Annotated in this window: 21 protein-coding genes; 5 read left to right on the top strand and 16 right to left on the bottom strand. The window is 59.9% G+C overall.

The features are described 5' to 3' along the window. Nucleotides 1-93: 93 nt before the first annotated feature. The 14 genes from PG892_RS06615 to mioC all read right to left on the bottom strand — a co-directional run bounded on the left by PG892_RS06615 (nt 94) and on the right by mioC (nt 12,418). Nucleotides 94-522, bottom strand: coding sequence for a F0F1 ATP synthase subunit epsilon (locus PG892_RS06615; RefSeq protein WP_010672259.1), 429 nt, complete (start codon nt 520-522; stop codon nt 94-96). 18 nt (nt 523-540) lie between these two features. Beyond that, nucleotides 541-1,929 (bottom strand): F0F1 ATP synthase subunit beta, encoded by a 1,389-nt coding sequence (atpD, locus tag PG892_RS06610; RefSeq protein WP_010672260.1) that lies wholly within the window; start codon nt 1,927-1,929, stop codon nt 541-543. Between the two features lie 33 nt (nt 1,930-1,962). Beyond that, complete coding sequence (gene atpG, locus PG892_RS06605; protein ID WP_010672261.1) at nt 1,963-2,829, bottom strand: F0F1 ATP synthase subunit gamma; 867 nt, start codon at nt 2,827-2,829, stop codon at nt 1,963-1,965. A gap of 42 nt (nt 2,830-2,871) precedes the next feature. Beyond that, nucleotides 2,872-4,413 carry a F0F1 ATP synthase subunit alpha gene (atpA, locus tag PG892_RS06600; RefSeq protein WP_041214174.1) on the bottom strand — a complete coding sequence of 514 codons (1,542 nt, stop codon included), beginning with the start codon at nt 4,411-4,413 and terminating at the stop codon, nt 2,872-2,874. Nucleotides 4,414-4,428: 15 nt separating this feature from the next. Beyond that, entirely contained in the window at nt 4,429-4,962 is a 534-nt protein-coding gene (atpH, locus tag PG892_RS06595) for a F0F1 ATP synthase subunit delta (protein ID WP_210556810.1), read from the bottom strand. A gap of 13 nt (nt 4,963-4,975) precedes the next feature. Continuing rightward, nucleotides 4,976-5,446, bottom strand: coding sequence for a F0F1 ATP synthase subunit B (atpF, locus tag PG892_RS06590; RefSeq protein ID WP_010672264.1), 471 nt, complete (start codon nt 5,444-5,446; stop codon nt 4,976-4,978). 51 nt (nt 5,447-5,497) lie between these two features. Further along, a complete protein-coding gene (atpE, locus tag PG892_RS06585) occupies nt 5,498-5,737 on the bottom strand; it encodes a F0F1 ATP synthase subunit C (RefSeq protein WP_010672265.1) in 240 nt (79 codons plus the stop codon). Nucleotides 5,738-5,795: 58 nt separating this feature from the next. Then, nucleotides 5,796-6,578, bottom strand: a complete 783-nt coding sequence (gene atpB, locus PG892_RS06580) for a F0F1 ATP synthase subunit A (RefSeq protein ID WP_010672266.1) — start codon at nt 6,576-6,578, stop codon at nt 5,796-5,798. A gap of 8 nt (nt 6,579-6,586) precedes the next feature. After that, entirely contained in the window at nt 6,587-6,997 is a 411-nt protein-coding gene (locus tag PG892_RS06575; protein WP_048209371.1) for an ATP synthase subunit I, read from the bottom strand. Between the two features lie 190 nt (nt 6,998-7,187). Further along, nucleotides 7,188-8,096, bottom strand: coding sequence for a ParB/RepB/Spo0J family partition protein (locus PG892_RS06570; protein ID WP_010672268.1), 909 nt, complete (start codon nt 8,094-8,096; stop codon nt 7,188-7,190). Continuing rightward, complete coding sequence (locus PG892_RS06565; protein WP_029313362.1) at nt 8,093-8,896, bottom strand: ParA family protein; 804 nt, start codon at nt 8,894-8,896, stop codon at nt 8,093-8,095. Before PG892_RS06565 ends, PG892_RS06570 begins: the two co-directional genes overlap by 4 nt. A gap of 27 nt (nt 8,897-8,923) precedes the next feature. Next, a complete protein-coding gene (rsmG, locus tag PG892_RS06560; RefSeq protein ID WP_210556805.1) occupies nt 8,924-9,550 on the bottom strand; it encodes a 16S rRNA (guanine(527)-N(7))-methyltransferase RsmG in 627 nt (208 codons plus the stop codon). Nucleotides 9,551-9,570: 20 nt separating this feature from the next. Further along, nucleotides 9,571-11,460, bottom strand: a complete 1,890-nt coding sequence (mnmG, locus tag PG892_RS06555) for a tRNA uridine-5-carboxymethylaminomethyl(34) synthesis enzyme MnmG (protein ID WP_210556804.1) — start codon at nt 11,458-11,460, stop codon at nt 9,571-9,573. 508 nt (nt 11,461-11,968) lie between these two features. Further along, the gene (gene mioC, locus PG892_RS06550) at nt 11,969-12,418 is read right to left on the bottom strand and encodes an FMN-binding protein MioC (RefSeq protein WP_210556803.1); all 450 of its coding nucleotides are present in this window, start codon (nt 12,416-12,418) and stop codon (nt 11,969-11,971) included. A 371-nt stretch (nt 12,419-12,789) separates the two neighbouring features. Here mioC and PG892_RS06545 point away from each other — a divergent pair, with 371 nt between their 5' ends. Genes PG892_RS06545 through fhuB form a run of 5 tightly spaced genes read left to right on the top strand, consistent with a single transcriptional unit; the run spans nt 12,790 to nt 20,320 of the window. Beyond that, complete coding sequence (locus tag PG892_RS06545; protein ID WP_210556801.1) at nt 12,790-14,898, top strand: TonB-dependent siderophore receptor; 2,109 nt, start codon at nt 12,790-12,792, stop codon at nt 14,896-14,898. 60 nt (nt 14,899-14,958) lie between these two features. Beyond that, nucleotides 14,959-16,605: a multidrug ABC transporter permease/ATP-binding protein gene (locus tag PG892_RS06540; protein ID WP_210556799.1), complete on the top strand. Its 1,647-nt coding sequence runs from the start codon at nt 14,959-14,961 to the stop codon at nt 16,603-16,605. A 46-nt stretch (nt 16,606-16,651) separates the two neighbouring features. Beyond that, nucleotides 16,652-17,416, top strand: coding sequence for an ATP-binding cassette domain-containing protein (locus PG892_RS06535; RefSeq protein ID WP_052815150.1), 765 nt, complete (start codon nt 16,652-16,654; stop codon nt 17,414-17,416). A 31-nt stretch (nt 17,417-17,447) separates the two neighbouring features. After that, entirely contained in the window at nt 17,448-18,341 is an 894-nt protein-coding gene (locus tag PG892_RS06530) for an ABC transporter substrate-binding protein (protein ID WP_210556831.1), read from the top strand. Then, entirely contained in the window at nt 18,338-20,320 is a 1,983-nt protein-coding gene (fhuB, locus tag PG892_RS06525; RefSeq protein ID WP_210556796.1) for a Fe(3+)-hydroxamate ABC transporter permease FhuB, read from the top strand. The genes PG892_RS06530 and fhuB overlap by 4 nt, the downstream gene beginning before the upstream one ends. A 289-nt stretch (nt 20,321-20,609) precedes the next feature. Here the strand turns inward: fhuB and mnmE are convergent, their stop codons facing one another. Both mnmE and yidC read right to left on the bottom strand, forming a co-directional pair. Beyond that, nucleotides 20,610-21,971 carry a tRNA uridine-5-carboxymethylaminomethyl(34) synthesis GTPase MnmE gene (mnmE, locus tag PG892_RS06520; protein ID WP_270825251.1) on the bottom strand — a complete coding sequence of 454 codons (1,362 nt, stop codon included), beginning with the start codon at nt 21,969-21,971 and terminating at the stop codon, nt 20,610-20,612. A 109-nt stretch (nt 21,972-22,080) separates the two neighbouring features. Further along, a complete protein-coding gene (gene yidC / locus PG892_RS06515; RefSeq protein ID WP_210556359.1) occupies nt 22,081-23,727 on the bottom strand; it encodes a membrane protein insertase YidC in 1,647 nt (548 codons plus the stop codon). Nucleotides 23,728-23,732 lie beyond the last annotated feature (5 nt).

Here is a 23,732-nt window from a genome sequence, read left to right as displayed (position 1 = left end):
AGCTAGCCTTTGAAACAGGTGGAAATGCTGGGCGGAGTCTATCCAACGGGCAAAAAAAAAGCGACCCGAAGGTCGCTTTTTGCATCACCGTGATTAGCGGTAATTCTTTTTGACGATATCGATAACCCGCAGCTGGGCCATCGCTTTGGCCAGCTCGGCAGATGCCTGAGCGTAGTCGATATCACCATGGGAGCTGTTGATCCGCTCTTCGGCGCGACGCTTGGCTTCCTGGGCTTTCGCCTCATCCAGGTCGTCGGCACGAATGGCGGTATCGGCCAGCACGGTCACGGCTTCGGGTTGTACTTCCAGCATGCCGCCGGAGATGTACAGCACCTCTTCGCTACCATTTTGCTTGATCAAGCGGACCAGGCCCGGCTTGATGGCAGTCAGCAACGGAGCATGACCGTGGCGGAGACCCAGCTCACCTTCGGAGCCTGATACCTGGGCAGATTGCACCCGACCGGAAAACAGTTTCCCTTCGGCGCTCACCACATCCAGGTGAAAGGAGATCATCTCAGCCATGGGCCCTCCTATCGAGGCTTACAGTTTCTTGGACTTCTCGACGACTTCGTCGATGCCGCCAACCATGTAGAACGCCTGCTCGGGCAGATCGTCGTACTCACCCTTCAGGATGCCCTGGAAGCCACGGATGGTTTCCTTCAGCGGCACGTACTTGCCCGGAGAACCGGTAAATACTTCGGCCACGAAGAACGGCTGGGACAGGAAACGCTCGATCTTACGGGCACGGGCTACGGTCAGTTTGTCTTCTTCTGACAGTTCATCCATACCCAGGATGGCGATGATGTCCTTCAGCTCCTTGTAGCGCTGCAGTACGGTCTGAACGCCACGAGCGGTCTCGTAGTGCTCCTTGCCTACCACCAGCGGATCCAGCTGACGGGAGGTGGAGTCCAGCGGGTCAACGGCCGGGTAGATACCCAGTGCCGCGATCTGACGGGACAGTACGACGGTCGCATCCAGGTGGGCGAAGGTGGTCGCCGGAGACGGGTCGGTCAAGTCATCCGCAGGGACGTAAACGGCCTGTACGGAGGTGATGGAACCGGTCTTGGTGGAGGTGATGCGCTCTTGCAGAACACCCATCTCCTCGGCCAGGGTCGGCTGGTAACCTACTGCGGAGGGCATACGGCCCAGCAGTGCGGATACCTCAGTGCCCGCGAGCGTGTAACGGTAGATGTTGTCCACGAAGAACAGCACGTCACGACCCTCGTCACGGAACTTCTCGGCCATGGTCAGGCCGGTCAGCGCCACGCGCAGACGGTTTCCGGGCGGCTCGTTCATCTGACCGTAAACCAGAGATACCTTGTCCAGTACGTTGGACTCCATCATCTCGTGGTAGAAGTCGTTACCCTCACGGGTACGCTCGCCTACACCGGCGAACACGGAGTAACCGCTGTGTTCGATCGCGATGTTACGGATCAGCTCCATCATGTTGACGGTCTTGCCTACACCGGCGCCGCCGAACAGACCAACCTTACCACCCTTGGCGAACGGACATACCAGGTCGATAACCTTGATGCCGGTCTCCAGCAGCTCGGTGCTGTTGGACTGATCTTCGTAGCTGGGGGCTTCGCGGTGGATGGACCAACGCTCTTCTTCGCCGATCGGACCCTTCTCGTCGATGGGGTCGCCCAGTACGTTCATGATACGGCCCAGGGTCGAGGTACCGACCGGTACCTGGATGGCCTTGCCGCTGTTAACTACTTCCAACCCACGACGCAGACCGTCGGAGGAACCCATGGTGATGCAACGCACGACGCCGCCGCCGATCTGTTGCTGAACTTCCAGTACCAGACCCTGGCCTTGGCCTTCGCTGACAACCTTCAGTGCATCGTACACCTGGGGCACGGCATTCTGTGGGAACTCGATGTCCACCACAGCGCCGATGATTTGGACGATGAAACCGTTACTCATGTCAAATCCTCTAAACCTTTGATAACCCTTGCCTTACACCGCAGCAGCACCGGAAACGATCTCTGTGAGCTCCTGGGTAATACTGGCCTGACGGGCCTTGTTGTATACCAGTTGCAGATCGTTAATCAGGTTGCCGGCGTTGTCAGTCGCGGCTTGCATGGCAACCATTCGGGCTGCCTGTTCACTTGCCAAGTTTTCTACCACACCCTGGTAGACCTGGGATTCGACGTAGCGAATCAGCAGGGTATCCAGCAGTTGCTTGGGATCCGGCTCATAGAGGTAGTCCCAGTGGTGCTTCTTGGCGAGCTTGCTGTCTTCTGTTACGGGCAAAGGCAGCAGTTGATCGACTTTTGGTTGCTGAACCATGGTGTTGACGAACTTGTTGTACACCAGATACAGCCTGTCAATCTCACCGTTGTCGTAAGCCTTCAGCATGACCTTCACTGAACCGATCAGGTCATTGACGCTCGGGTTGTCACCCAGTCCGGAGACGTGGGCTTTCACCTTGGCGCCGTGCCGTTCAAAGAAGTTGGAGGCCTTGTTACCGATCAATGCCAGGTCAACCTTGGCACCTTTCGCGCTCCATTGCTTCATATCATTGAGGGCAGCCTTGAACAGGTTGATGTTCAGACCACCACACAGGCCACGGTCGGTGGAGACGACGATGTAACCCACTCGCTTCACCTCACGTTCGATGAGGTAGGGGTGCTTGTATTCCAAGTTCCCCTGAGCGATATGGCCGATCACCTTGCGCATGGTTTCAGCGTACGGACGGCTGGCAGACATGCGTTCCTGCGCACGGCGCATCTTGCTCGCTGCCACCATTTCCATAGCGCTGGTGATCTTCTGAGTGTTCTTCACACTCCCGATCTTGTTACGTATCTCTTTTGCGCCGGCCATCTCTTCTCTCCATCAGGTGGCAGCTTGCGCTGCCACACACGCTTACCAGGTCTGGGTTGCCTTGAAGTCATCCAGCAACGCAGTCAGCTTGCCAACGATCGTGTCGTTGTAGTCGGCCTTGGCATTGATTTCAGCCATCAGCTCGGCATGCTGGGTATTGGCGTAAGAGAGCAGAGCGGCTTCGAAGTCGACGATCTTGCTCAGTTCGACATCGGCGAGATAACCCTTCTCGGCGGCGAACAGCACCAGGGATTGCTGGGCCACGCTCATCGGAGAGTACTGCTTCTGCTTCATCAGCTCGGTGACTTTCTGACCGTGATCCAGCTGCTTGCGAGTGGCATCGTCCAGGTCGGAAGAGAACTGGGCAAATGCCGCCAGTTCGCGGTACTGGGCCAGCGCGGTACGGATACCACCGGACAGCTTCTTGACGATCTTGGTCTGAGCAGCACCGCCCACACGGGATACGGAGATACCCGGGTCAACCGCCGGACGAATACCGGAGTTGAACAGCTGGGAGGTCAGGAAGATCTGGCCATCGGTGATGGAGATCACGTTGGTCGGAACGAACGCGGAGACGTCACCGGCCTGGGTTTCGATGATCGGCAGGGCGGTCAGGGAACCGGTCTGGCCTTTCACGGCACCATTGGTGAACTTCTCTACGTACTCGGCGTTGACGCGAGCAGCACGCTCCAGCAGACGGGAGTGCAGATAGAAGACGTCACCCGGGTAAGCTTCACGTCCAGGCGGACGGCGCAGCAGCAGGGAGATCTGGCGATAGGCAACGGCCTGCTTGGACAGGTCATCATAGATGATCAGTGCGTCTTCGCCGCGGTCACGGAAGTACTCGCCCATGGAGCAACCGGCGTAGGGAGCCAGGTACTGCAGAGCAGCCGCTTCGGAGGCAGAAGCCACGACCACGATGGTGTTGGCCAGGGCGCCGTGCTCTTCCAGCTTGCGCACCACGTTGGCGATGGTGGAGGCCTTCTGGCCGATCGCAACGTAGACGCACTTAATGCCGGAATCTTTCTGGTTGATGATGGTGTCGATGGCGATGGCGGTCTTACCAACCTGGCGGTCACCGATGATCAGCTCACGCTGGCCACGACCGATAGGGATCATGGCATCGATGGCTTTCAGACCGGTCTGGACTGGCTGGTCAACAGACTTACGCTCGATAACGCCCGGGGCGATCACTTCGATCGGCGAGAAGCCGTCGTTGTCTACCGGACCCTTACCGTCGATCGGCTGACCCAGGGTGTTGACCACCCGGCCCAACAGACCACGACCGACCGGCACTTCCAGAATGCGGCCGGTACCCTTTACCTTCATCCCTTCGGCCAGATCGGCATAGGGACCCATTACTACGGCACCAACGGAGTCACGCTCCAGGTTCAATGCCAGAGCGAAGCGGTTGCCCGGCAGCTCGATCATCTCACCCTGCATGGCATCGGCCAGACCGTGGATACGAATGATACCGTCGCTTACAGAAACGATGGTACCTTCGTTACGCGCCTCGCTTTTGACATCAAACTGCGCAATGCGCTGCTTGATCAGCTCGGCGATTTCAGTGGAATTCAGTTGCATGCTCTAATACCCCAATCAAGATTGCAGCGCATCGGCCATGCGATCCAGCTTACCGCGGACCGTGCCGTCGATAACGAGATCACCGGCCTTGATGAGCACCCCGGCCATCAAGGACGCATCTGTGCTGCAATTCAGCTTCACTTTGCGCGCGAGACGTTGTTCCAGAGAAGCCTGAATATTGGCTTTCTGCTGGTCGGTCAGTTCGATCGCCGAAATCACGTCAGCCTGAACTTCTTTGTCCAGTTCAGCCTTGAGTACGACGAATTCGGTAACGACCGCCGGCAGCACACCCAAGCGACCATTCTCGGCCATCACCCGGATCAGGTTCTGACCGTGCTCGTTGAGCTGCTCACCGCAGACACCGACAAACAGCTTTGCCAGTTCTTCGGCAGCAACGGAGCCGTTTACCAGGCTGTGCATGGTCTCGTTCTCTGCCACCTGAGCGGCGAAATCGAGCATCTCCAGCCATTGGTCAACCGCCTTGTGCTCAACGGCAAACTCGAAAGCAGCCTTGGCGTAGGGGCGAGCGATTGTAGTCAGTTCAGACATAGCCCCGTTCCCGTTACAGTTCTGCTACCAGTTTGTCGACGATGTCGCTGTTGGCAGCCTGGTCGATTTGGCGTGCCAGGATCTTCTCTGCACCCGCGATGGCAAGAGCAGCAACCTGCTTGCGCAGTTCTTCTTTGGCACGATGACGTTCAGCTTCGATCTCTGCACGGCCCTGAGCCAGGATTTTCTCCCGCTCAGCTTGGGCTCCGACAGCGGCCTCATCAATGATCTGGGCCTTGCGTTTGTTGGCCTGATCGATGATTTCAGCAGCCTGAAGCTTGGCTTCTTTCAGCTGATCGGTGGCGTTGGCCTTGGCCAGCTCCAGATCTTTCTTGGCACGCTCTGCAGAAGAGAGGCCGTCAGCGATTTCTTTCTGACGGGCTTCGATGGCAGCCATCAGCGGCGGCCATACGTACTTCATGCAAAACACTACGAAGATGAAAAAAGCAACTGCTTGGCCGAGGAGGGTGGCGTTGATATTCACAGCCGATGTCCTCTTTAGTTAGTTAATGGGTTCTGCGTGAGTCGTAATGACTTAGGCAACCGCAAACATCACATACAGACCCAGACCAACGGCGATCATCGGGATCGCATCCACCAGACCCATCACGATGAAGAACTGGGTACGCAGAACAGGGATCAGGTCAGGTTGACGAGCTGCACCTTCCAGGAACTTGCCACCCAGGATACCGATACCGATGGAGGCGCCGATAGCCGCCAGACCCATCATCATTGCAGCAGCGATGTACAGCAGGTCCATGTTCAAGTTTTCCATGAGGATCTCCATTTATTTAGATGTAATTGATTGTATAAAAAGGATTATTTGAGTTGCATCAACCATGGTCTTCCTGCGCCATCGACAGATAGACGATGGTCAGAACCATGAAGATAAACGCCTGCAAAGTGATGATCAGGATGTGGAAGATTGCCCAAGGCACGGACAGGATCCACTGTGACCACCAGGGTAACAAACCCGCAATCAGGATGAAGATCAGTTCGCCAGCATACATGTTGCCGAACAGTCGCAGACCCAATGAAACAGGCTTGGAAATCAACGTGACGGTTTCAAGGATGAAGTTAACCGGGATGGCAGCAGGGTGGTTGAAAGGCTGAAGCGTCAGCTCCTTCACGAACCCGCTGATACCCTTGACCTTGATGCTGTAGTACAGGATCAAGAAGAACACGCCCAAAGCCATGGACATGGTGATGTTAACGTCAGCAGAGGGAACCACACGCAGATAGGGAACACCCATCAACTGTGCAGCGTGAGGGATAAAGTCAACGGGGATCAGGTCCATGAAGTTCATCAGGAAGATCCACACGAACACCGTCAGGGCCAAAGGTGCTATGACCTTGTTGCGACCATGAAAGATGTCCTTGACGTTACCATTCACAAACTCGACCAGCATCTCCACAAAGCACTGCAGCTTACCGGGCACACCGCTGGTGGCCTTGACGGCAACCTTGCGGAACAACCAGATAAACAGGGCGCCTAGCACGACGGAAAATATCATGGAATCGATATTCACCGTCCAGAACCCGGACCCTACCTGCAGGTGGGTCAGGTGGTGGGAGATATATCCCTGAGGAGTCAGGACTTCTCCGGTTGCAGACATGAGTTTTCCTAATAGTGGTTGTTAAGCGTGAATGAAACTATCCACTGTACAACGAGGGCGAGGATATAAGTGGCGAAGAACGAGGCGGTGTCGACCTCAATCCCGGCGCCAAACAGCAGGGCGAAAAGTCCTGTTGTAGTAATGAGCTTAATCCCTGCCCCACCATAAAAGTCCCGCAAAACCAGGCCTACGCTCTCTTTCGTCACCTTGCGGCGCAGAACCCAGAGCGTGAACAGGGCTTGAGGAACCCAGTACATCCCCCCTCCGTAGAGAGAGGATTGTCCGGCGAACTTTCCCGCCTGATAAAACCAGACGGTGGCGATCGCCAGGATCAGGACCAGCTGACAAACGAGCATAGCCAAGGCCAGCGTCAAACCTTCCAAGGCTATTTTCTGCTTCACCAACCTACCCCTGAACATTACAGAACTGTAAAAAATCGGGATCCGAAGACCCCAGGTTCACAGCTCGAAAAGCCGGTCAAATTATACCCGTGAAGACGGCTATTGCAACATGGCAAAAATCCTTAATTTTTGCGGCTTTCCGCGCGAAATTAAGGTTATGTTCATATCGAAAGTAATGGATGTTTTATTACTACAAAAAGCGTAAAAATCACGATTCTGACAGGCCAAAATAGCCCAATACCCGGTCCAAATCTGCCAAGTTATCGTAACTTATTACTAACTTGCCGCTATCTTTCTTACCCGGCTGAAGTTGCACCTGATTGCCAATTTTTTCAGAAATCTGGCGCTCGAGATAACCAAACTGCGGATCGCGGACGGGTTCAACCCTGGTTTTTGCCGGTTCCAGTGCTTTTTGCACCAGCTTCTCGGTATCTCGCACTGTCAGCCCCTTCTGGGCCACCAGTTTGGCCAGCTCTGACTGGGCCTGGCCGCTCAGGGCCAGCAGGGCACGGGCATGCCCCATGTCGAGGTCGCCGTGTTCCACGAAGCGCTTCACGTCCTCGTTGAGCTGGTTGAGACGCAGCAGGTTGGTGACCGTGGTGCGGGACTTGCCTACCGCCTCGGCAACCTGCTGGTGAGTCAGTTCGAACTCCGTCAGCAGGCGCTGAAGGGCGACGGCCTCCTCGATGGCGTTGAGATCTTCACGCTGGATGTTCTCGATAAGTGCGATGGCGACGGCCGCCTCGTCGGCGACATCCTTGACCAGGCAGGGCACCACTTCGAGACGGGCCAGCTGGGAGGCGCGCCAGCGGCGTTCACCTGCAATGATTTCGAAACGGTTTTCACCGATGGAGCGTACCACTATGGGCTGGATCACCCCTTGTGCACGGATGGAGTTGGCCAGCTCCTCCAGCGCATCCTGGGACATATCCTTACGCGGTTGGTATTTGCCGGACTGCAACCACTCCACCGGCAGCTTGCGCAATTCCCCCTGATTGGTCGGGGCCATGGCCTGTTCGGTGCGCTGGTCGCTCATCACCTGTTTCTGGCGGGCGGCCGTGCTGGTGCTGAGCAGGGCGTCCAGCCCCTTGCCCAGCCCACGTTTCTTCGGCGTCATATGCTCTCTCGATCTGCGGTGAGCGGCTGGGACTCCTGCTCCTGGCGGCGCAGGATCTCGCCAGCCAGGGCCAGATAGGCCTTGGCCCCCACCGATGATTTGTCATAGTGCATGGCTGGCGCGCCAAAGCTCGGCGCCTCCGCCAGTCTTACGTTGCGGGGAATGATGGTGCGATAGACCTTGTCCCCGAAATGCTGTTTCAGCTGATCGGACACATCATTGGCCAGCCGGTTGCGATGATCGAACATGGTGCGCAGCACCCCTTCGATCTTCAGCTCCGGATTGACCACGGCTGCCAGCTTGCTGATGGTGTCCACCAGGGCGGTCAGCCCTTCCAGCGCATAGTATTCGCACTGCATGGGCACCAGCACGGAGTCGGCGGCGGCCATGGCGTTCACCGTCAGCATGTTGAGAGAAGGCGGGCAGTCGATGAAGACGTAGTCGTACTTGTCCCTGACCGAGGCCAGGGCGTTGCGCAGGCGGATCTCGCGGGCAAAAAACTCCATCAGGCGGATTTCTGCCGCGGTCACGTCGGCATTGGCGGCGATCAGGTGATAGCCTCCCGAGGTTTCGGGGATGATCACCTCGCCGATGGGGGCATCTTCGATCAGCAGTTCATAGGCAGTGCGTTCGACATCGTACTTGTCGACGCCACTGCCCATGGTGGCATTGCCCTGCGGATCCAGATCGATCACCAGCACCTTGCGCCGGGTAGCGGCCATGGAGGCGGCCAGATTCACACAGGTGGTGGTTTTACCCACTCCACCCTTCTGGTTGGCTATGGCAATGACTTTTCCCACACTGTCCCCTAAATGAATACGGCGGCCCTATTCGGGCTGGATGGCTTTAAACTCCAGCAGATGGCGTTCGCCTTCCAGTTCCGGCACCACCAGCTTGTGGGTGGCAACCAGACGAATGCTGTCAGGCAACTGTGCCAGCTCCTGCTCGGGGTATTGTCCCTTGAGCGCCAGGAAGCTGCCCTCGGGTGACGGCAGATGATGACACCAGCTCAGCATGTCCTCCAGGGAGGCGAAAGCCCGGCTCAGCACGCCGTCAAATCCCACCTCGGGCTGATACTCCTCCACCCGGGATTTGACGGGGGTCACATTGGTCAACCCCAGCTCCAGGATCACCTGGCGGATGAAGTTGATCCGCTTGCCCAGGCTGTCGAGCAGCACGAACTGTTTGTCCGGATTGATGATGGCCAGCGGTAGTCCGGGCAGACCCGGACCCGTTCCCACATCGATGAAGCGTTCACCGTGCAGGTGAGGACTCACCACCAGGCTGTCGAGGATATGCTTGACCAACATGGCGTCCGGATCTCGCACCGAGGTGAGATTGTAAGCCTTGTTCCACTTGTGCAGCAACTCGACCAACTGCACCAACTGGGTCTTCTGGGTTTCGGTGATAACAATTCCGGCCTGCATGAGCAGGCCGTTCAATCTTTGCAGCATGTTGTCCAACGGGGAATTCCTCAGGCGGTTTTACGCAGCAGGCCGTGTTTCTTCAGGTGCACCAGCAAGATGGAGATGGCGGCAGGGGTGATGCCGGAGATGCGAGACGCCTGACCTATGGTCTCTGGCTTGGCATCGTTGAGCTTGGCGATCACCTCGTTGGAGAGACCGTTCACGTCGCGGTAGTTCATATCCAGCGGCAGCAGGGTGTTTTCGTTGCGCAACTGTTTCTCCACCTCGTCGTGCTGACGCTCGATATAACCGGCGTACTTGATCTGGATCTCCACCTGATCCGCGGCAGCCGCATCGGTCAATGCAGGCCCCACACCCTCGATGGCCATCAGGGCATCGTAGGTCACCTCGGGGCGACGCAGCAGCTCTTCCAAGCTCTGCTCCCGGGTCAGGGGAGTGTTGACCAGGGCGTTGACGGCCTCCAGAGACGGATGCTGCGGGTGGATCCAGGTCGAGCGCATGCGCTGACGTTCCTGCTCCACCTGTTCCACCTTGGCATTGAACAGGCTCCAGCGATGATCATCCACCAGACCCAGCTCGCGGCCGATAGCGGTCAGGCGCAGATCCGCATTGTCTTCCCGCAGCAGCAGGCGATATTCGGCACGGCTGGTGAACATGCGATAGGGTTCGCGGGTTCCCAGGGTGGAGAGATCGTCCATCATCACGCCCATGTAGGCCTGATCCCGGCGTGGGTGCCAGGCTTCCTTGCCCTGGGCGCGCAAGCCCGCGTTCAGACCGGCCATCAGGCCCTGGGCAGCGGCCTCTTCATAGCCGGTGGTGCCGTTGATCTGGCCGGCGAAGAAGAGGTTCTCGATGCACTTGCTCTCCATGTTGGCCTTGAGATCCCGCGGATCGAAGAAATCGTACTCGATGGCGTAGCCAGGGCGAGTGATATGGGCATTCTCGAAGCCACGGATCGAGCGGACGATCTGCACCTGCACGTCGAACGGCAGGCTGGTGGAGATCCCGTTCGGGTAGAGCTCGTGGGTGGTCAGGCCTTCCGGTTCCACAAAGATCTGGTGCGCCGTCTTGTCGGCAAAGCGGGTGATCTTGTCCTCGATCGACGGACAGTAGCGCGGGCCTATCCCCTCGATCACCCCGGCGTACATGGGGCTGCGATCCAGGTTGTTGCGGATCACCTCGTGGGTCTGCTCATTGGTATGGGTCACGTAGCAAGGCATCTGGCGCGGATGCTGGCTGGCGTTGCCGATAAAGGAGAAGACCGGGCGAGGATCGTCGCCATGTTGCTGCTGCATCACGGAAAAATCGACGGTGCGTGCATCGATGCGTGGTGGTGTGCCCGTCTTGAGGCGATCGATGCGCAGCGGCATTTCACGCAGGCGCTGGGCGAGGGCAATCGAGGGAGGATCCCCGGCGCGGCCCCCTTTGTAGTTCTCCATGCCGATGTGGATCAGGCCGTTCAGGAAGGTACCCACGGTCAGTACGACCGTCTTGCCGCTGATGCGGATCCCGCTCTGGGTGACAACCCCGGCGACGCGATCCCCGTCCATGACCAGATCGTCGCAGGCCTGCTGGAAGATCTTCAGGTTCGGGTAGTTCTCCAGCATCTGGCGCACGACTGCCTTGTAAAGCAGACGATCCGCCTGGGCGCGAGTGGCGCGAACCGCCGGGCCCTTGGAAGAGTTGAGCGTGCGGAACTGGATCCCGCCGAGATCGATGGCCTGCGCCATGATCCCGCCAAGGGCGTCGACTTCCTTGACCAGGTGTCCCTTGCCGATCCCGCCGATCGCCGGATTGCAGGACATATGCCCCAGCGTATCTATGTTGTGGGTGAGCAACAGGGTATTGAGACCCATCCGGGCTGCCGCTGTTGCCGCTTCGGTTCCTGCATGACCGCCACCGACGACGATCACATCAAATTGTTCATGGTATTGCATTGGGGATCACCTTGATCTGCACGCCTGAAGATCTTTGTTTGCCTGGTCTGAAGGGCGGATCATTCTATCTGTTTAGCATCCGGAGGGGAACGTCTACTTCAGGATCAGTATGGATCAGGGAGCGGTTAAATAGATCTTAAGGATCTTTAGATCGATCTTTTATTGGATCTTTTATTAGGATCCACGACTTCTGTTGATAAGGCATTTTTGATCATAAAGATCATTCGGTTAAGGTCGATCGCTGCTTGTGGAAAAGCTTGGATCCGGAGGGGGCGAACGGGGGGATAACATGGGTTTTTATACACAGATACATGGTTGGCAAGATCTAATACATGAATAACTATAGGTTTTACAGAGCTTGGTACCGAAGTTATGCACAGTTATCTTGGCTTATGTGGGGAATAATCGGGAAAAACTTATCCGGATCCCCCTGTTAATAACCTGGTGGATAGGGATCTGGGGATAACCAGGGAGATCGGGGGTCGTGACCGGATCTCCCTGGCCCTGATCAGCCGATCAAGGTCATCCAGTCGTGGATCCAGGTTTCTGCGGCATCTTCCGGGATCTCGTGCTGGGTGACGTCTATCTCCAGACGCTCCCCGATCCGGTTTGCCCCGCACTCTGCCAGCAGCCGATCCAGCGTCTTGCCGCCCTGGCAGAAGGTGTCATAGCTGCGATCCCCCAGGGCGATCACTCCGTACTTGAAGGCGGCGAGATCCGGCTTCTGTTCGGCAAGATCCTGGGCAAAGGGCTGCAGATTGTCGGGTACATCCCCCGCACCATGGGTGGAAGTGACCACCAGCACGATGGCTCCTGGCTCGGTCAGGATCCTGGCCAGGCTGGCGGGGTTGTGGATCTCCGCCTGGTGGCCCGCCTGTTCAAGCAGGCCGACCACATGATCTGCGACATATTCGGAGGCCCCCAGCATGGAGCCGACGACGAGGTTGAGTTTGGCCATGGAATGGATCCTGATGTCATCGAAAAAGTGAAGAGCGGGGATCTTACCGCCAAAGCATGTGGATAAATATGGATAAAGCTTGGGGATAAGGATCCTGTCCACTTTTTTGTTGCCAAAACCGGTCTCGTGGCCGTCATGCTGCCTTCTTTCCGCCTGTTGGGACCTCATCGCACCTTTCGTTGTCAAACGACACTTTAAAACATCAATTAACAATGCAGATGCAAATGATTAGCAATTATTGAATCGATTCGATCACGGCACCTGTAGTAGCATGGCGCTGCTTTATTCGCCTGAGGCGCCGGGCTGACCGGTCCAATTGGGCACCCATAATAAGAAATCAAACATAACTTATTGATATTTGAGACACTTATATGATTGCGCAAAAAAATACCCCGAATGCCGTGATGCGAAAGAGAGGCGCACAGCTGCTGCCGCTCTCCTGTCTGCTGGCGTCCCTGCCCGTGTTGGCGGCGGAACAGGCGGATAAAGAGTTGCCCAAGGCGGGCGAAACCATGGTCGTGACCGGGACCGCCATGAAGGTCGAGGTCCCCATGGCAGAGACCCCCCGTGCCGTTTCCGTGGTCAATCGCGAAGAGCTGGACCAGCACGCCGTACTCAAGCTCGACGAGTCCCTACGCTATCGCTCCGGCGTCCTGTCCCAGTCCTATGGTTCGGACACGGATGCTGACTGGTTCAAGGTGCGCGGCTTCGATGCGGCTTCTTACCTGGATGGCAACCGCCTGTTCAGCACCGGTTACTATGTCTGGACCCCGGAACCCTTCGGCCTTGAGAGCGTGGAAGTGCTCAAAGGCCCGGCCTCCATTCTGTATGGCGAAGCCCCTCCCGGAGGCGTCATCAACGCCATCAGCAAGCGTCCGACAGCGACCCCGCAGGGTCTGGTGAACCTGCAACTGGGCAACCGGGATCTGCGCCAGGTCGGGGTGGATGTCTCTGACTCTCTTACCGACAACAGCCGTTATCGTCTGGTGGCCCTCTACAACGAGCGGGACGGCGTGCTGGATGGCACCTACAACGAGCGCGCCTATCTGGCGCCGAGCGTAACCCTGGATATTTCGGATCGCACCACGCTGACTCTGCTTTCCAGCTTCAAGCACGATGAAGGGGTGCCGACCAACGGCTTCTTCCCGGTTTACGGCACCCTGAATACCTCCGGCGGCCAGCTCGATCCCTCCACCAACCTGAGCCAGCCGGATTACGACCGCAATCGCAATACCCAGATCTCCGCCGGGTACGAGCTGGCCCACCAGCTCAACCAGACCTGGGAGTTCAAGCAGAACGTTCGCTTCAACTACAACGATCTGCTGCTGCGCCAGACCTACATCTTCCCGACCTATGAAGGCACCACCGCCTACCGCGGCCTGGTCTACCGGGATGGGGATACCAAGAGCGCCACCATGGACAATCAGATGGTGGGCTACTGGAACACCGACAGCACGGAGCAGACCCTGCTGCTGGGGGTGGATCTGCAGCGCCATGTGAATGAAGGTCAGGAAGCCGACAACTATGGCATGGGCGCCATCAACACCATGAACCCGGATTACAGCGGTTTCCCCGGTTTTGATGAATCCACCGCGACCCATCAGAAGAGCACCAAGGGCCAGAGCGGCCTCTATGCCCAGCACCAGATCCGCTGGGATGATCGCTGGCTGCTGACCGCGGGCGGTCGTTTCGACTACGTGGAAACCCACAACATCAGCGAAGCCAAGAGCAAGAACGAGAAACAGTACGACGACAACCTCTCTCTCTCCGGCAGCCTGATGTACCTGGCCGACAACGGTCTCTCCCCTTACTTCGCCTATGCGGAATCCTTCGAAGTGCTGCCGGGGATAGACCCCAACACCGGCAACTCCTACAAGCCGCTGGAAGGCAAGCTCTACGAGACCGGGGTCAAGTACGCACCCAGCTTCCTCGATGGCTACATCAACCTGGCGCTGTTCGATCTGGAGCAGACCAACTCCCTGGTCTCTACCGGCTCCGGCCAGCAGACCCAGGCCGGTGAAGTGACCTCCCAGGGGGTCGAGCTGGAAGGGAGCGTGCAGGCCACCGAGGCGTTGCGCCTGACCGCTGCCTATACCTATACCGATGCCAAGACCAACGACACCGGCAACGGCGATCGTCGTGCGAGCCTGATCCCGCGCCACCAGGCCTCCTTCTGGGGCAACTACAAGGTGCAGCAGGGCCCGGTATCCGGTCTTGAGCTGGGTTCCGGCGTGCGCTATGTGGGTTCCAGCGTCGGCATCGGCGCGGTGAATGCGGACTACACCCCCATCTATGGTTCCGCCCAGGTACCTGCACACACCGTATGGGATGCGATGATCGGGTATGACTTTGCCAAGAACTGGCGTGCCCAGATCAACGTCAACAACCTGCTGAACGACACCTATGTGGCGAGCTGCGACTACTACTGCTACTACGGCGAGCCGCGCAGCATAGTCGGCACCGTCAACTACCGCTGGTAAGCGACAGGCCGGGCGGGGGCGAAGGCTCCCGCCCTCCTTCCATTCATCTACAGGCCTGTCATGGAACTCTTGTCACTGGTTTATCGCCAATACCGTTGGCCCTTCATCGCCATTACCCTGCTCAGCCTGTTGAGTGCTGTCAGCGGGATAGGCGTCATTGCCTTCATCAATCAATCACTTATCGAATCAGTCGGGGATCCGCTGCCGATCCTGGGTCAGCTTGTCGGCCTTGTCTTGCTGCTGCTGGTGATCACGCTCGGATCCCAACTGGCCCTGACCACCCTGGGTCACCATTTCGTCTACCGGTTGCGTGGCCGCCTGCTCAAGCAACTGCTGGATACCGACGTCGCCCGTCTGCGTCAAATAGGGCAGGGGCCGCTCCTGGCCTCCCTTTCCAGCGACATCGGTCAGATCACCATCGCCTTCGTGCGCCTGCCGGAGCTGGTACAGGGCCTGGTGCTCACCCTGGGCTCCATCATCTACCTTGGCCTGCTCTCTCCCGCCTTGCTCGGTGTTACCGCCCTCTGGGTCACCGTGACCATGGTGGTGGGCTGGTTGCTGGTGAACCGGGTCTATCGCCACCTGGCGCACATGCGCCAGGCCGAAGACAGGCTCTACCAGAACTACCAGTCCATCATCGCCGGGAGCAAGGAGCTGGCGCTCAACCGCGAGCGTGCCCACTTCGTCTACCACCAGCTCTATGAGCAGAATGCCCGGGACTACCGGGAGCAGATCATCCGCGCCGATACCTACCACCTGAGCGCGGTGAACTGGTCGAACATCATGATGCTGGGTGCCATCGGCCTGGTCTTCTTCCTGGCCAACGGGCTGGGCTGGGCCAACACCAATGTGGCCGCCACCTTCGCCCTGACCCTGTTGTTCCTGCGCACTCCCTTGCTGCAAGGTATCGGAGCCTTGCCGACCCTGATCGCCGCCCAGGTGGCGTTCGACAAGATAGCTGCCCTCAATCTGGCAGAGCCGGACGAAGCGTTCCCGTTGCCGCCTGCGCCTCGCTCCTGGCAGCGCATCGAGCTGGAGCAGGTGAGCTTTCACTACCAGGGGGAGGGCGGTTTCTCCGTGGGCCCCATCAATCTGGTGATCGAGCGGGGGGAGCAGATATTCCTCATCGGTGGCAACGGCTCCGGCAAGTCGACCCTGGCCATGCTGCTGACCGGGCTCTATCAACCGGTCTCTGGCCGGATCCTGCTGGATGGGGAGCCGGTCACCGATCGCAACGGCTATCTGGGGCTCTTCTCCGCCATCTTCACCGACTACCACCTGTTCCAGCATTTGCTGGGGCCCGAGCCGAAAGAGGCGCTGGTCGCCGAGTGGCTTGAGCGGTTGCAGATGGGCAGCAAGCTTGCCATCGAGGATGGCTTCATCGCCGATATCGACCTCTCCCAGGGCCAGCGCAAGCGGGTCGCCCTGCTGCTGGCCCTGGCAGAGCAGCGGGAGGTGATGCTGTTTGACGAATGGGCCGCGGAGCAGGATCCCCAGTTCCGCCGCATCTTCTATCAGGTGCTGTTGCCGCGTCTCAAGGAGATGGGCAAGACGGTGATCGCCATCAGCCACGACGATCACTACTTCTCTCTGGCCGATCGCCTGCTGGAGATGCGCCAGGGCCGCCTCACCGAACTGACCGGCGAGCAGCGCAAGCAGGTGAGCCGGGATGCGGTCGCCCATCTGGATGGCAAGGTGCCGGCCTGATGCTGGCACCGATGAGACTGGCAGCAAGCCAGCACAGGAATTGCTTATGTTCGAGATGAAATCCGCCAGCTTCGCGGTCAATGACCGCATGCTGCTGCACCCCACCAGCCTTCGCTTCGAGCAAGGTCGGGTCTATGGCCTCATCGGCCACAACGGGTCGGGCAAATCGACCCTGATCAAGCTGCTGGCGCGCCAGCAACCCCACAGCGGCGGGGAGATCCTGTTCGATGACCAGCCGTTGTCTGCCTGGGGCAACCGGGAGTTTGCCCGTCAGGTGGCCTATCTGCCCCAGCACCTGCCGAGTGCCGAAAACCTGCTCGGCCGCGAACTGGTGGAGATGGGGCGCTACCCCTGGCGCGGACTGCTGGGCCGGATGGGAGCGGAAGATCACCGTCAGGTGGAGCGTGCCATCGCCCTGACCCACACCGAACGCTTTGCCGATCGGCTGGTGGATACCCTCTCCGGCGGTGAGCGGGGGCGAGTCTGGCTCGCCATGCTGCTGGCTCAGGAGAGCCGTTTCATCCTGCTGGACGAGCCGCTGGCCGCCCTGGACGTGGCCCATCAGGTGGAGGTGCTCACGCTCGTCAAGCAGCTCAGCCGCCAGCTCAACCTCGGGGTCATCATCGTCATTCACGACATCAACATGGCCTCCCGTTTCTGCGATCGGCTGGTGGCGCTGCACTCCGGCCGTCTGCTGACCCACGGCGAGCCCGAACAGATCATGACAGGGGAGACCCTGAACGCCATCTATGGCATCCCCATGGAGGTCATTCGCCATCCGGCCCATGACCACGCCATCGCCATCGTCTGACCGGGGGCCGCTCTTGAACCGTTTATTGAAGATGGCGCCCTGTCTGCTCAGTCTGCTGCTGCCCCTGGCAGGGGAGGCCGGGCAGCTTGTCACCGCCACCGACGCCACCAGCGCCACGCCCCGCATCGCCACAGTGGACTGGACCATAGCCGAGACCCTGCTGGCCCTGGGGGTCACCCCGATGGCGGTGGGGGATGTGGCCCCCTATCGCGCCTGGGTCGGTGAACCCCAGCTTCCTGCCGGGGTGATCGATATCGGGCTGCGTGCCCAACCCAACCGGGAACTGCTGGCGGAGCTCAAACCGGATCTTGTTCTCATCTCGCCGCTGGCGGCCCCCCTGGCGCCGACCCTCTCCCGCATCGCGCCGGTGCACTCCATCGCCCTGTATGAACCGGGCACCGATCTGTGGCAGCGACTGCGGGAAGCGACCCTGACCATAGCCGCCCTGGTCAACAAAGAGGCGGAGGCCGAACGCCAGCTCGCCGCACTGGAGCTGGATCTGGCACAGATGCAGGTGGCGCAGCCCGCCGATCTGCCCCCCTTGCTGGTGGTGCAATTCATTGATGAGCGCCATGTGCGGGTGTTTGGCCGTGGCAGCCTGTTCGAGGCAGTGATGCAGCGGCTTGGCCTGCGCAATGGCTGGCAGGGGGAAACCAATGCTTGGGGCTTTGCCGTGGCCAGTCTGGAGCAGTTGATGGCGCTGCCGCAAGCGCAGCTGGTGGTGGTCGATCCGATCCCGGTCGGGGTGAGCGAGCGGCTACAGGAGCCCGGTCTGTGGCAGCAGCTACCACAGGTGAGGGCGGCGGCCGTGCTGCATCTGCCTGCGGTGTGGAGTTTTGGCGGCGTGCTGGCGGCGCGCCGCTTTGCCGTGCAGCTCAGTACTGCGCTGCAGAGGGATGGGCAAAGCGGGGAGGGGCTGCAATGAACCAGATTTTTCCGTCGCAGCTGCGACTACCTGTCAGCCTGCTGCTGGGGCTCACGCTGGCGCTCGCCGGTTGGGAGCTGGCCGGTCAGTTGCCGGTGGCGCGTTGGCTGGCGACCCTGTTGTCGCCGGATCTGACCGATGCCCGCCAGGCGGTGGTTCATTTCAGCTGGCTGCCGCGCCTAGCCATCTGCCTGCTGGCCGGTGCCGCCCTCGGGCTCGCCGGTACCCTGATGCAGCAGGTGCTGCGCAATCCCCTGGCCTCGCCCACCACCCTGGGGGTGGCCTCCGGCGCCCAGCTGGCGCTGATGATGGTGACCCTGCTCGCCCCCTCCTGGCTGCTGATCGGGCGGGAGTGGATCGCCATGGCCGGGGGAAGCCTGGCCATGGGGCTGGTCTTCGCCCTGGCCTGGCGCCGCCAGCTCAATCCCGTGGTCATCGTCTTTGCAGGGCTGGTGATAAACCTCTATCTGGCCGCCATCAGCATGGGATTGCTGCTGTTCTTCCAGGAGGAGCTCAAAGGGTTGCTGGTGTGGGGGAGCGGATCTCTGGCCCAGAACAGCTGGAGCGGCGTCGGCTATCTGCTGCCACGGTTGCTGCTGGCCGCGATGCTGGCGGCGGTGCTGGTGCGCCCGCTGGCTGTGCTGGAGCTGGACGATGCCAGCGCAAGCAGCCTGGGGGTCTCCCTCAAGCATCTGCGCCTGGCTGGTCTGGGTCTCGCCGTGTTCGTCACCGCCTGCGTGGTGAGCGTGGTGGGGCTGATCGGTTTTATCGGGCTGGCGGCGCCCGCCATGGTGCGGTTGTTGGGGGTCAGAAAACTGGCCCAGCGGCTGCTGTGGGCACCCATCCTCGGCGCCCTGTTGCTGGCGGCCACCGATCTGCTGCTGCAGACCCTGAGCCGGTTCTGGCCTGTGCTGATCCCGACCGGCGCTATGACAGCCCTGTTGGGGGCGCCGCTGCTGCTCTGGCTGATCCCGCGTCTTGGTATCAAGCAGAGTGCGCCTAAGGCGAACTCCTCCCTGCAGTTGGCCCGCCATCCGGCGCCGACTCGCCTTGTCGGCCTGATGGTGTTGGGGCTGGCTGCGGCGGTGATCGCCTCCCTGTTGTTTGGGCAGGGGATGGGCGGCTGGGGCTGGCCGAGCTGGCTGCGGTGGCAGGCCCAGCTGGAGTGGCGCTTGCCGCGCACCCTGGCAGCGGGTGCCGCAGGCGTGTTGCTGGCGCTGGCTGGCACCTTGTTGCAGCGAGTCAGCAACAACCCCATGGCGAGCCCCGAACTGCTGGGGGTGAGCGGTGGCACCTTCATGGGGGTGATTGCGGCGGCCCTGTTGCTGCCCGCCTTGCCGCTGCCCATGATGCTGCTGGGGGGGCTGGTGGGCGCCTTCGCCTGCCTGCTGCTGCTGGTGCTTATCAACCGGCGCAACGGCTTCCAGCCGGAGCGGATACTGCTGTCTGGCATCGCCATCACGGCGCTGTTCGAGCCGTTGCAGGCCATCGCCCTGGCCAACGGTGACCTGCGGGTGCAGCAACTGCTCTCCTGGATGTCCGGCTCCACCTATTACGTCACCCAGCCGGTGGCCCTTGCCCTGGTGGTGTTGGCGCTGCTGATGCTGGCAGCCTGCCTGCTGGTGAGCCGCTGGCTCGATCTTATGCCCATGGGGCCGGCGGTAGCGACGGCTCTGGGGATCCATCTCGGCCGTGCCCAGCTCACCATCCTGCTGCTGGTGGCCGTGCTCACCGCCAGTGCCACCATGGTGATAGGTCCGCTCTCCTTTGCTGGTCTGCTGGCGCCGCACCTGGCCAGATTGATGGGGCTGGTGAGGGCGCGCTGGCACCTGCTCGGCGCTGCAGGCTGTGGCGCTTTGCTGATGGTGTCGGCGGACTGGATCGGCCAGCAGATCCTCTTTCCCCAGGAGGTGCCCGTCGGTCTGGTCTCCACCCTGTTAGGGGGTGCTTACTTCATGTGGTGCCTGCGCCGCCTCTAGGTCGATGGATGAAAAGCGCACAAAAAAAGCCCGGGATGAACCCGCAATGCTGTTCAGATAAGCACTTTTTTGACTGATTATTCATAAATTGGATTTGAGTTGAGGGGGCAAGGCTGTGTCCAGTCGATCTTCCTCCAGCCTTTATCCAGCGGGGCTTGCAATAGAAAGAGGGAGGCATCATGCCTCCCTCGCTTTTTTGTCCTGATACTACGTGGACTGGAACTCAAATTCTCTTAAGTGAACAGCATTGCGGGATGAACCCGGGCTTTTCATTGCCTGCTCTGCGGACTTACTTGCCGATGCAGAAGCTGGAGAAGATGCGGCCCAGCAGATCGTCGGAGCTGAACTCGCCGGTGATCTCGGACAGGGACTCCTGGGCCAGGCGCAGCTCCTCGGCCACCAGTTCACCAGCCACATAGACCTCAAGCTGCTCCCTGGCTACCAGCAGCCGTTCGGCGGCGCGCTCCAGTGCGTCTAGGTGGCGGCGGCGGGCCATGAAGCCCCTTTCGGTGTTGCCCTGGAAGCCCATGCAGGCCTTGAGGTGCTCGCGCAGTGCGGGCAGCCCCAGCTCGGTCTTGGCGGAGATGCGATAGACGGCATGGCCCTGCTCCTGGCTCGGTGCCAGATCCTCGCCGGTCAGGTCCGCCTTGTTGCGCACCACGGTGAGGCCGATGTTTTTTGGCAACCGATCAACGAATTCCGGCCAGATGTCGTGGGGGTCGACGGCATCCGTGGTGGTGCCGTCCACCATAAACAGCACCCGGTCGGCCTGTTCGATCTCGGCCCAGGCGCGCTCGATGCCGATCTGTTCCACCTTGTCCTGGGTATCGCGTAGGCCCGCGGTGTCGATGATGTGCAGCGGCATGCCATCCAGATGGATGTGCTCGCGCAGCACGTCGCGGGTGGTACCGGCGATCTCGGTGACGATGGCGGACTCGCGGCCTGCGAGGGCGTTGAGCAGGCTCGATTTGCCGGCGTTGGGACGACCGGCGATCACCACCTTCATCCCCTCTCGCAGCAGGGCACCCTGCTTGGCCTCGCTGCGCACGTCGTCCAGCTCGGACATGATGGCGTAGAGGTCACCCGCCACCTTGCCGTCGGAGAGAAAGTCGATCTCTTCATCCGGGAAGTCGATGGCCGCTTCCACATAGATGCGCAGCCGGGTGAGGCTCTCCACCAGCTGTTGCACCTTGCCGGAGAACTGCCCCTGCAGGGAGTGCATGGCGCTGCGGGCGGCCTGCTCGCTGGAGGCTTCGATGAGATCGGCGATGGCCTCGGCCTGGGCCAGATCCAGCTTGTCGTTGAGGAAGGCGCGCTCGCTGAACTCGCCCGGGCGGGCGGGGCGGATGCCGTCGATCTGCAGGATGCGGCGGATCAGCATGTCGAGAATGACGGGGCCGCCATGGCCCTGCAGCTCCAGCACGTCTTCGCCAGTGAAGCTGTTGGGGGCCTTGAACAGCAGGGCGATGCCCTGATCCAGCGCCTGGCCCTGCTCGTCCCTGAACGGCAGATATTCGGCATAACGCACCCTGGGGAGCTTGCCGAGCACTATCTCGGCGACCCGCTCGGCGGCAGGGCCGGAGACGCGGACTATGCCGACGCCGCCACGGCCGGGGGCGGTGGCCTGGGCCACGATGGTATCTGTTGTCATCTTGCTTGACTCGCTGGTTGGCTGAATGAGTAAGAGGGTGGGGGACATTGTAATAAAAAAGGCGGCCCGAAGGCCGCCTCTTTTGTCATCAGGAAAGATGGGCTGCGCATCAGTTGCGTGAGTGCAGGCCTTTCTTCTCCAGCTGACGATAGATGATGGTCTGCTGGATGATGGAGATGACGTTGCTCACCAGCCAGTACAGAGTCAGACCTGCCGGGAACCAGAGGAACATGAAGGTGAAGATGATCGGCATGAACTGCATCACCTTCTGCTGCATCGGGTCCGTGATGGTGGTCGGGCTCATCTTCTGCAGATACCACATGGAGGCACCCATGAGGATTGGCAGCACGAAGAAGGGGTCCTTCACCGACAGGTCGGTGATCCACAGGACGAACGGCGCGTGGCGCAGCTCGACAGACTCCATCAGTGCCCAGTAGAGGGCGATGAAGATGGGCATCTGTACCAGGATGGGCAGGCAGCCGCCCAGCGGGTTGACCTTCTCCTTCTTGTACAGCTCCATCATGCCCTGGGACATCTTCTGGCGATCGTCACCGAAGCGTTCCTTGAGCGCAGCCAGCTTGGGCTGGAGCATGCGCATCTTGGCCATGGAGGTGTACTGGGCCTTGGTCAGCGGGAACATGATGCCGCGCACCAGCAGGGTCAGCATGATAATGGCCAGACCCCAGTTCTGGACGAAACCGTGGAACACGGTCAGCAGCCAGTGCAGCGGTTGGGCGATGAACCAGAGCCAGCCGTAGTCGACGGTCAGATCCAGGTGGTTTGCCACCTTGGCCATCTGATCCTGCAGCTTGGGACCGATCCACAGCTTGCCGCTCACTTCGGCCTGCTGGCCGGCAGCGACGTCAACCAGCGGCGCCTTGTAGCCGATGATGGCCTGGTCCTTGCCCGGGATCACGCGGCTGTAGAAGCTGTTGGTGTCGTTGGCATTCGGGGCCCAGGCAGAGACGAAGTAGTGCTGCAGCATGGCGACCCAACCACCCTGGGTGGTCTTGTTCAGGTCGGCATCCTTCATCTCGTCGAAGGTGTACTTCTTGTAGCGGGAGTCTTCGCTGGAGAAGGCACCACCACGGTAGGCACTGGCCACCATGGCATGACCTTCCTGATCCTTCGGCGTGGTCATGGTCTGCTTCAGCTGACCGTAGAACTGTACCTGGACCGGCTCGGCAGACTTGTTGTCGATCTTGTAGTCGACGCCCACGGCGTAATCACCGCGCTTGAGCACGAACTCCTTGGTGAAGACCACACCCTTGCTGTCGGTCCAGGTCATCGGAACGACGACTTGATCCTGACCATCGGCCAGCTGATAGCTGGTCTGGGCGGCTTCATAGGTGGGACGACCCTGGGCCTGGCTGTCCGGACCATTGCGACCGACCAGACCGCTCTGGGCCACATAGAGGTGTGCAGGTTGGCTGGTCAGCAGGGTGAACGGCTGTTCCTTGCCTTCTTCCAGCTTGTGAGCCAGCAGTTCGGCAGATACGATGTCACCGCCCTGGGTGTCCAGGGTCAATTTGAGCACGTCGGAGGAGACGGTGATCAGCTTGCGCGCGGCGTTACCATTTGCTTGCTCGGAAACCTGAGGAATATCACCGGTCTGACCGGCTTCAGGTACGAAATGTTCGGTTTGGGCCACGGTAGTCGGGGCCGGCTTCGGAGCCTTGTCGGACTCCCACTGTTGCCAGAGCAAGAAGCTCACGAACAGCAAACCGATCAGGAGTAAATTGCGTTGTGATTCCATAGTCT

Origin of the sequence: Aeromonas sp. QDB68, assembly GCF_027707405.1 — a bacterium.
Classification (GTDB): Bacteria; Pseudomonadota; Gammaproteobacteria; order Enterobacterales; family Aeromonadaceae; genus Aeromonas; species Aeromonas caviae.
Note: the sequence above shows the minus strand (reverse complement) of the source record. Positions and strands in the feature narration are given on the sequence as shown.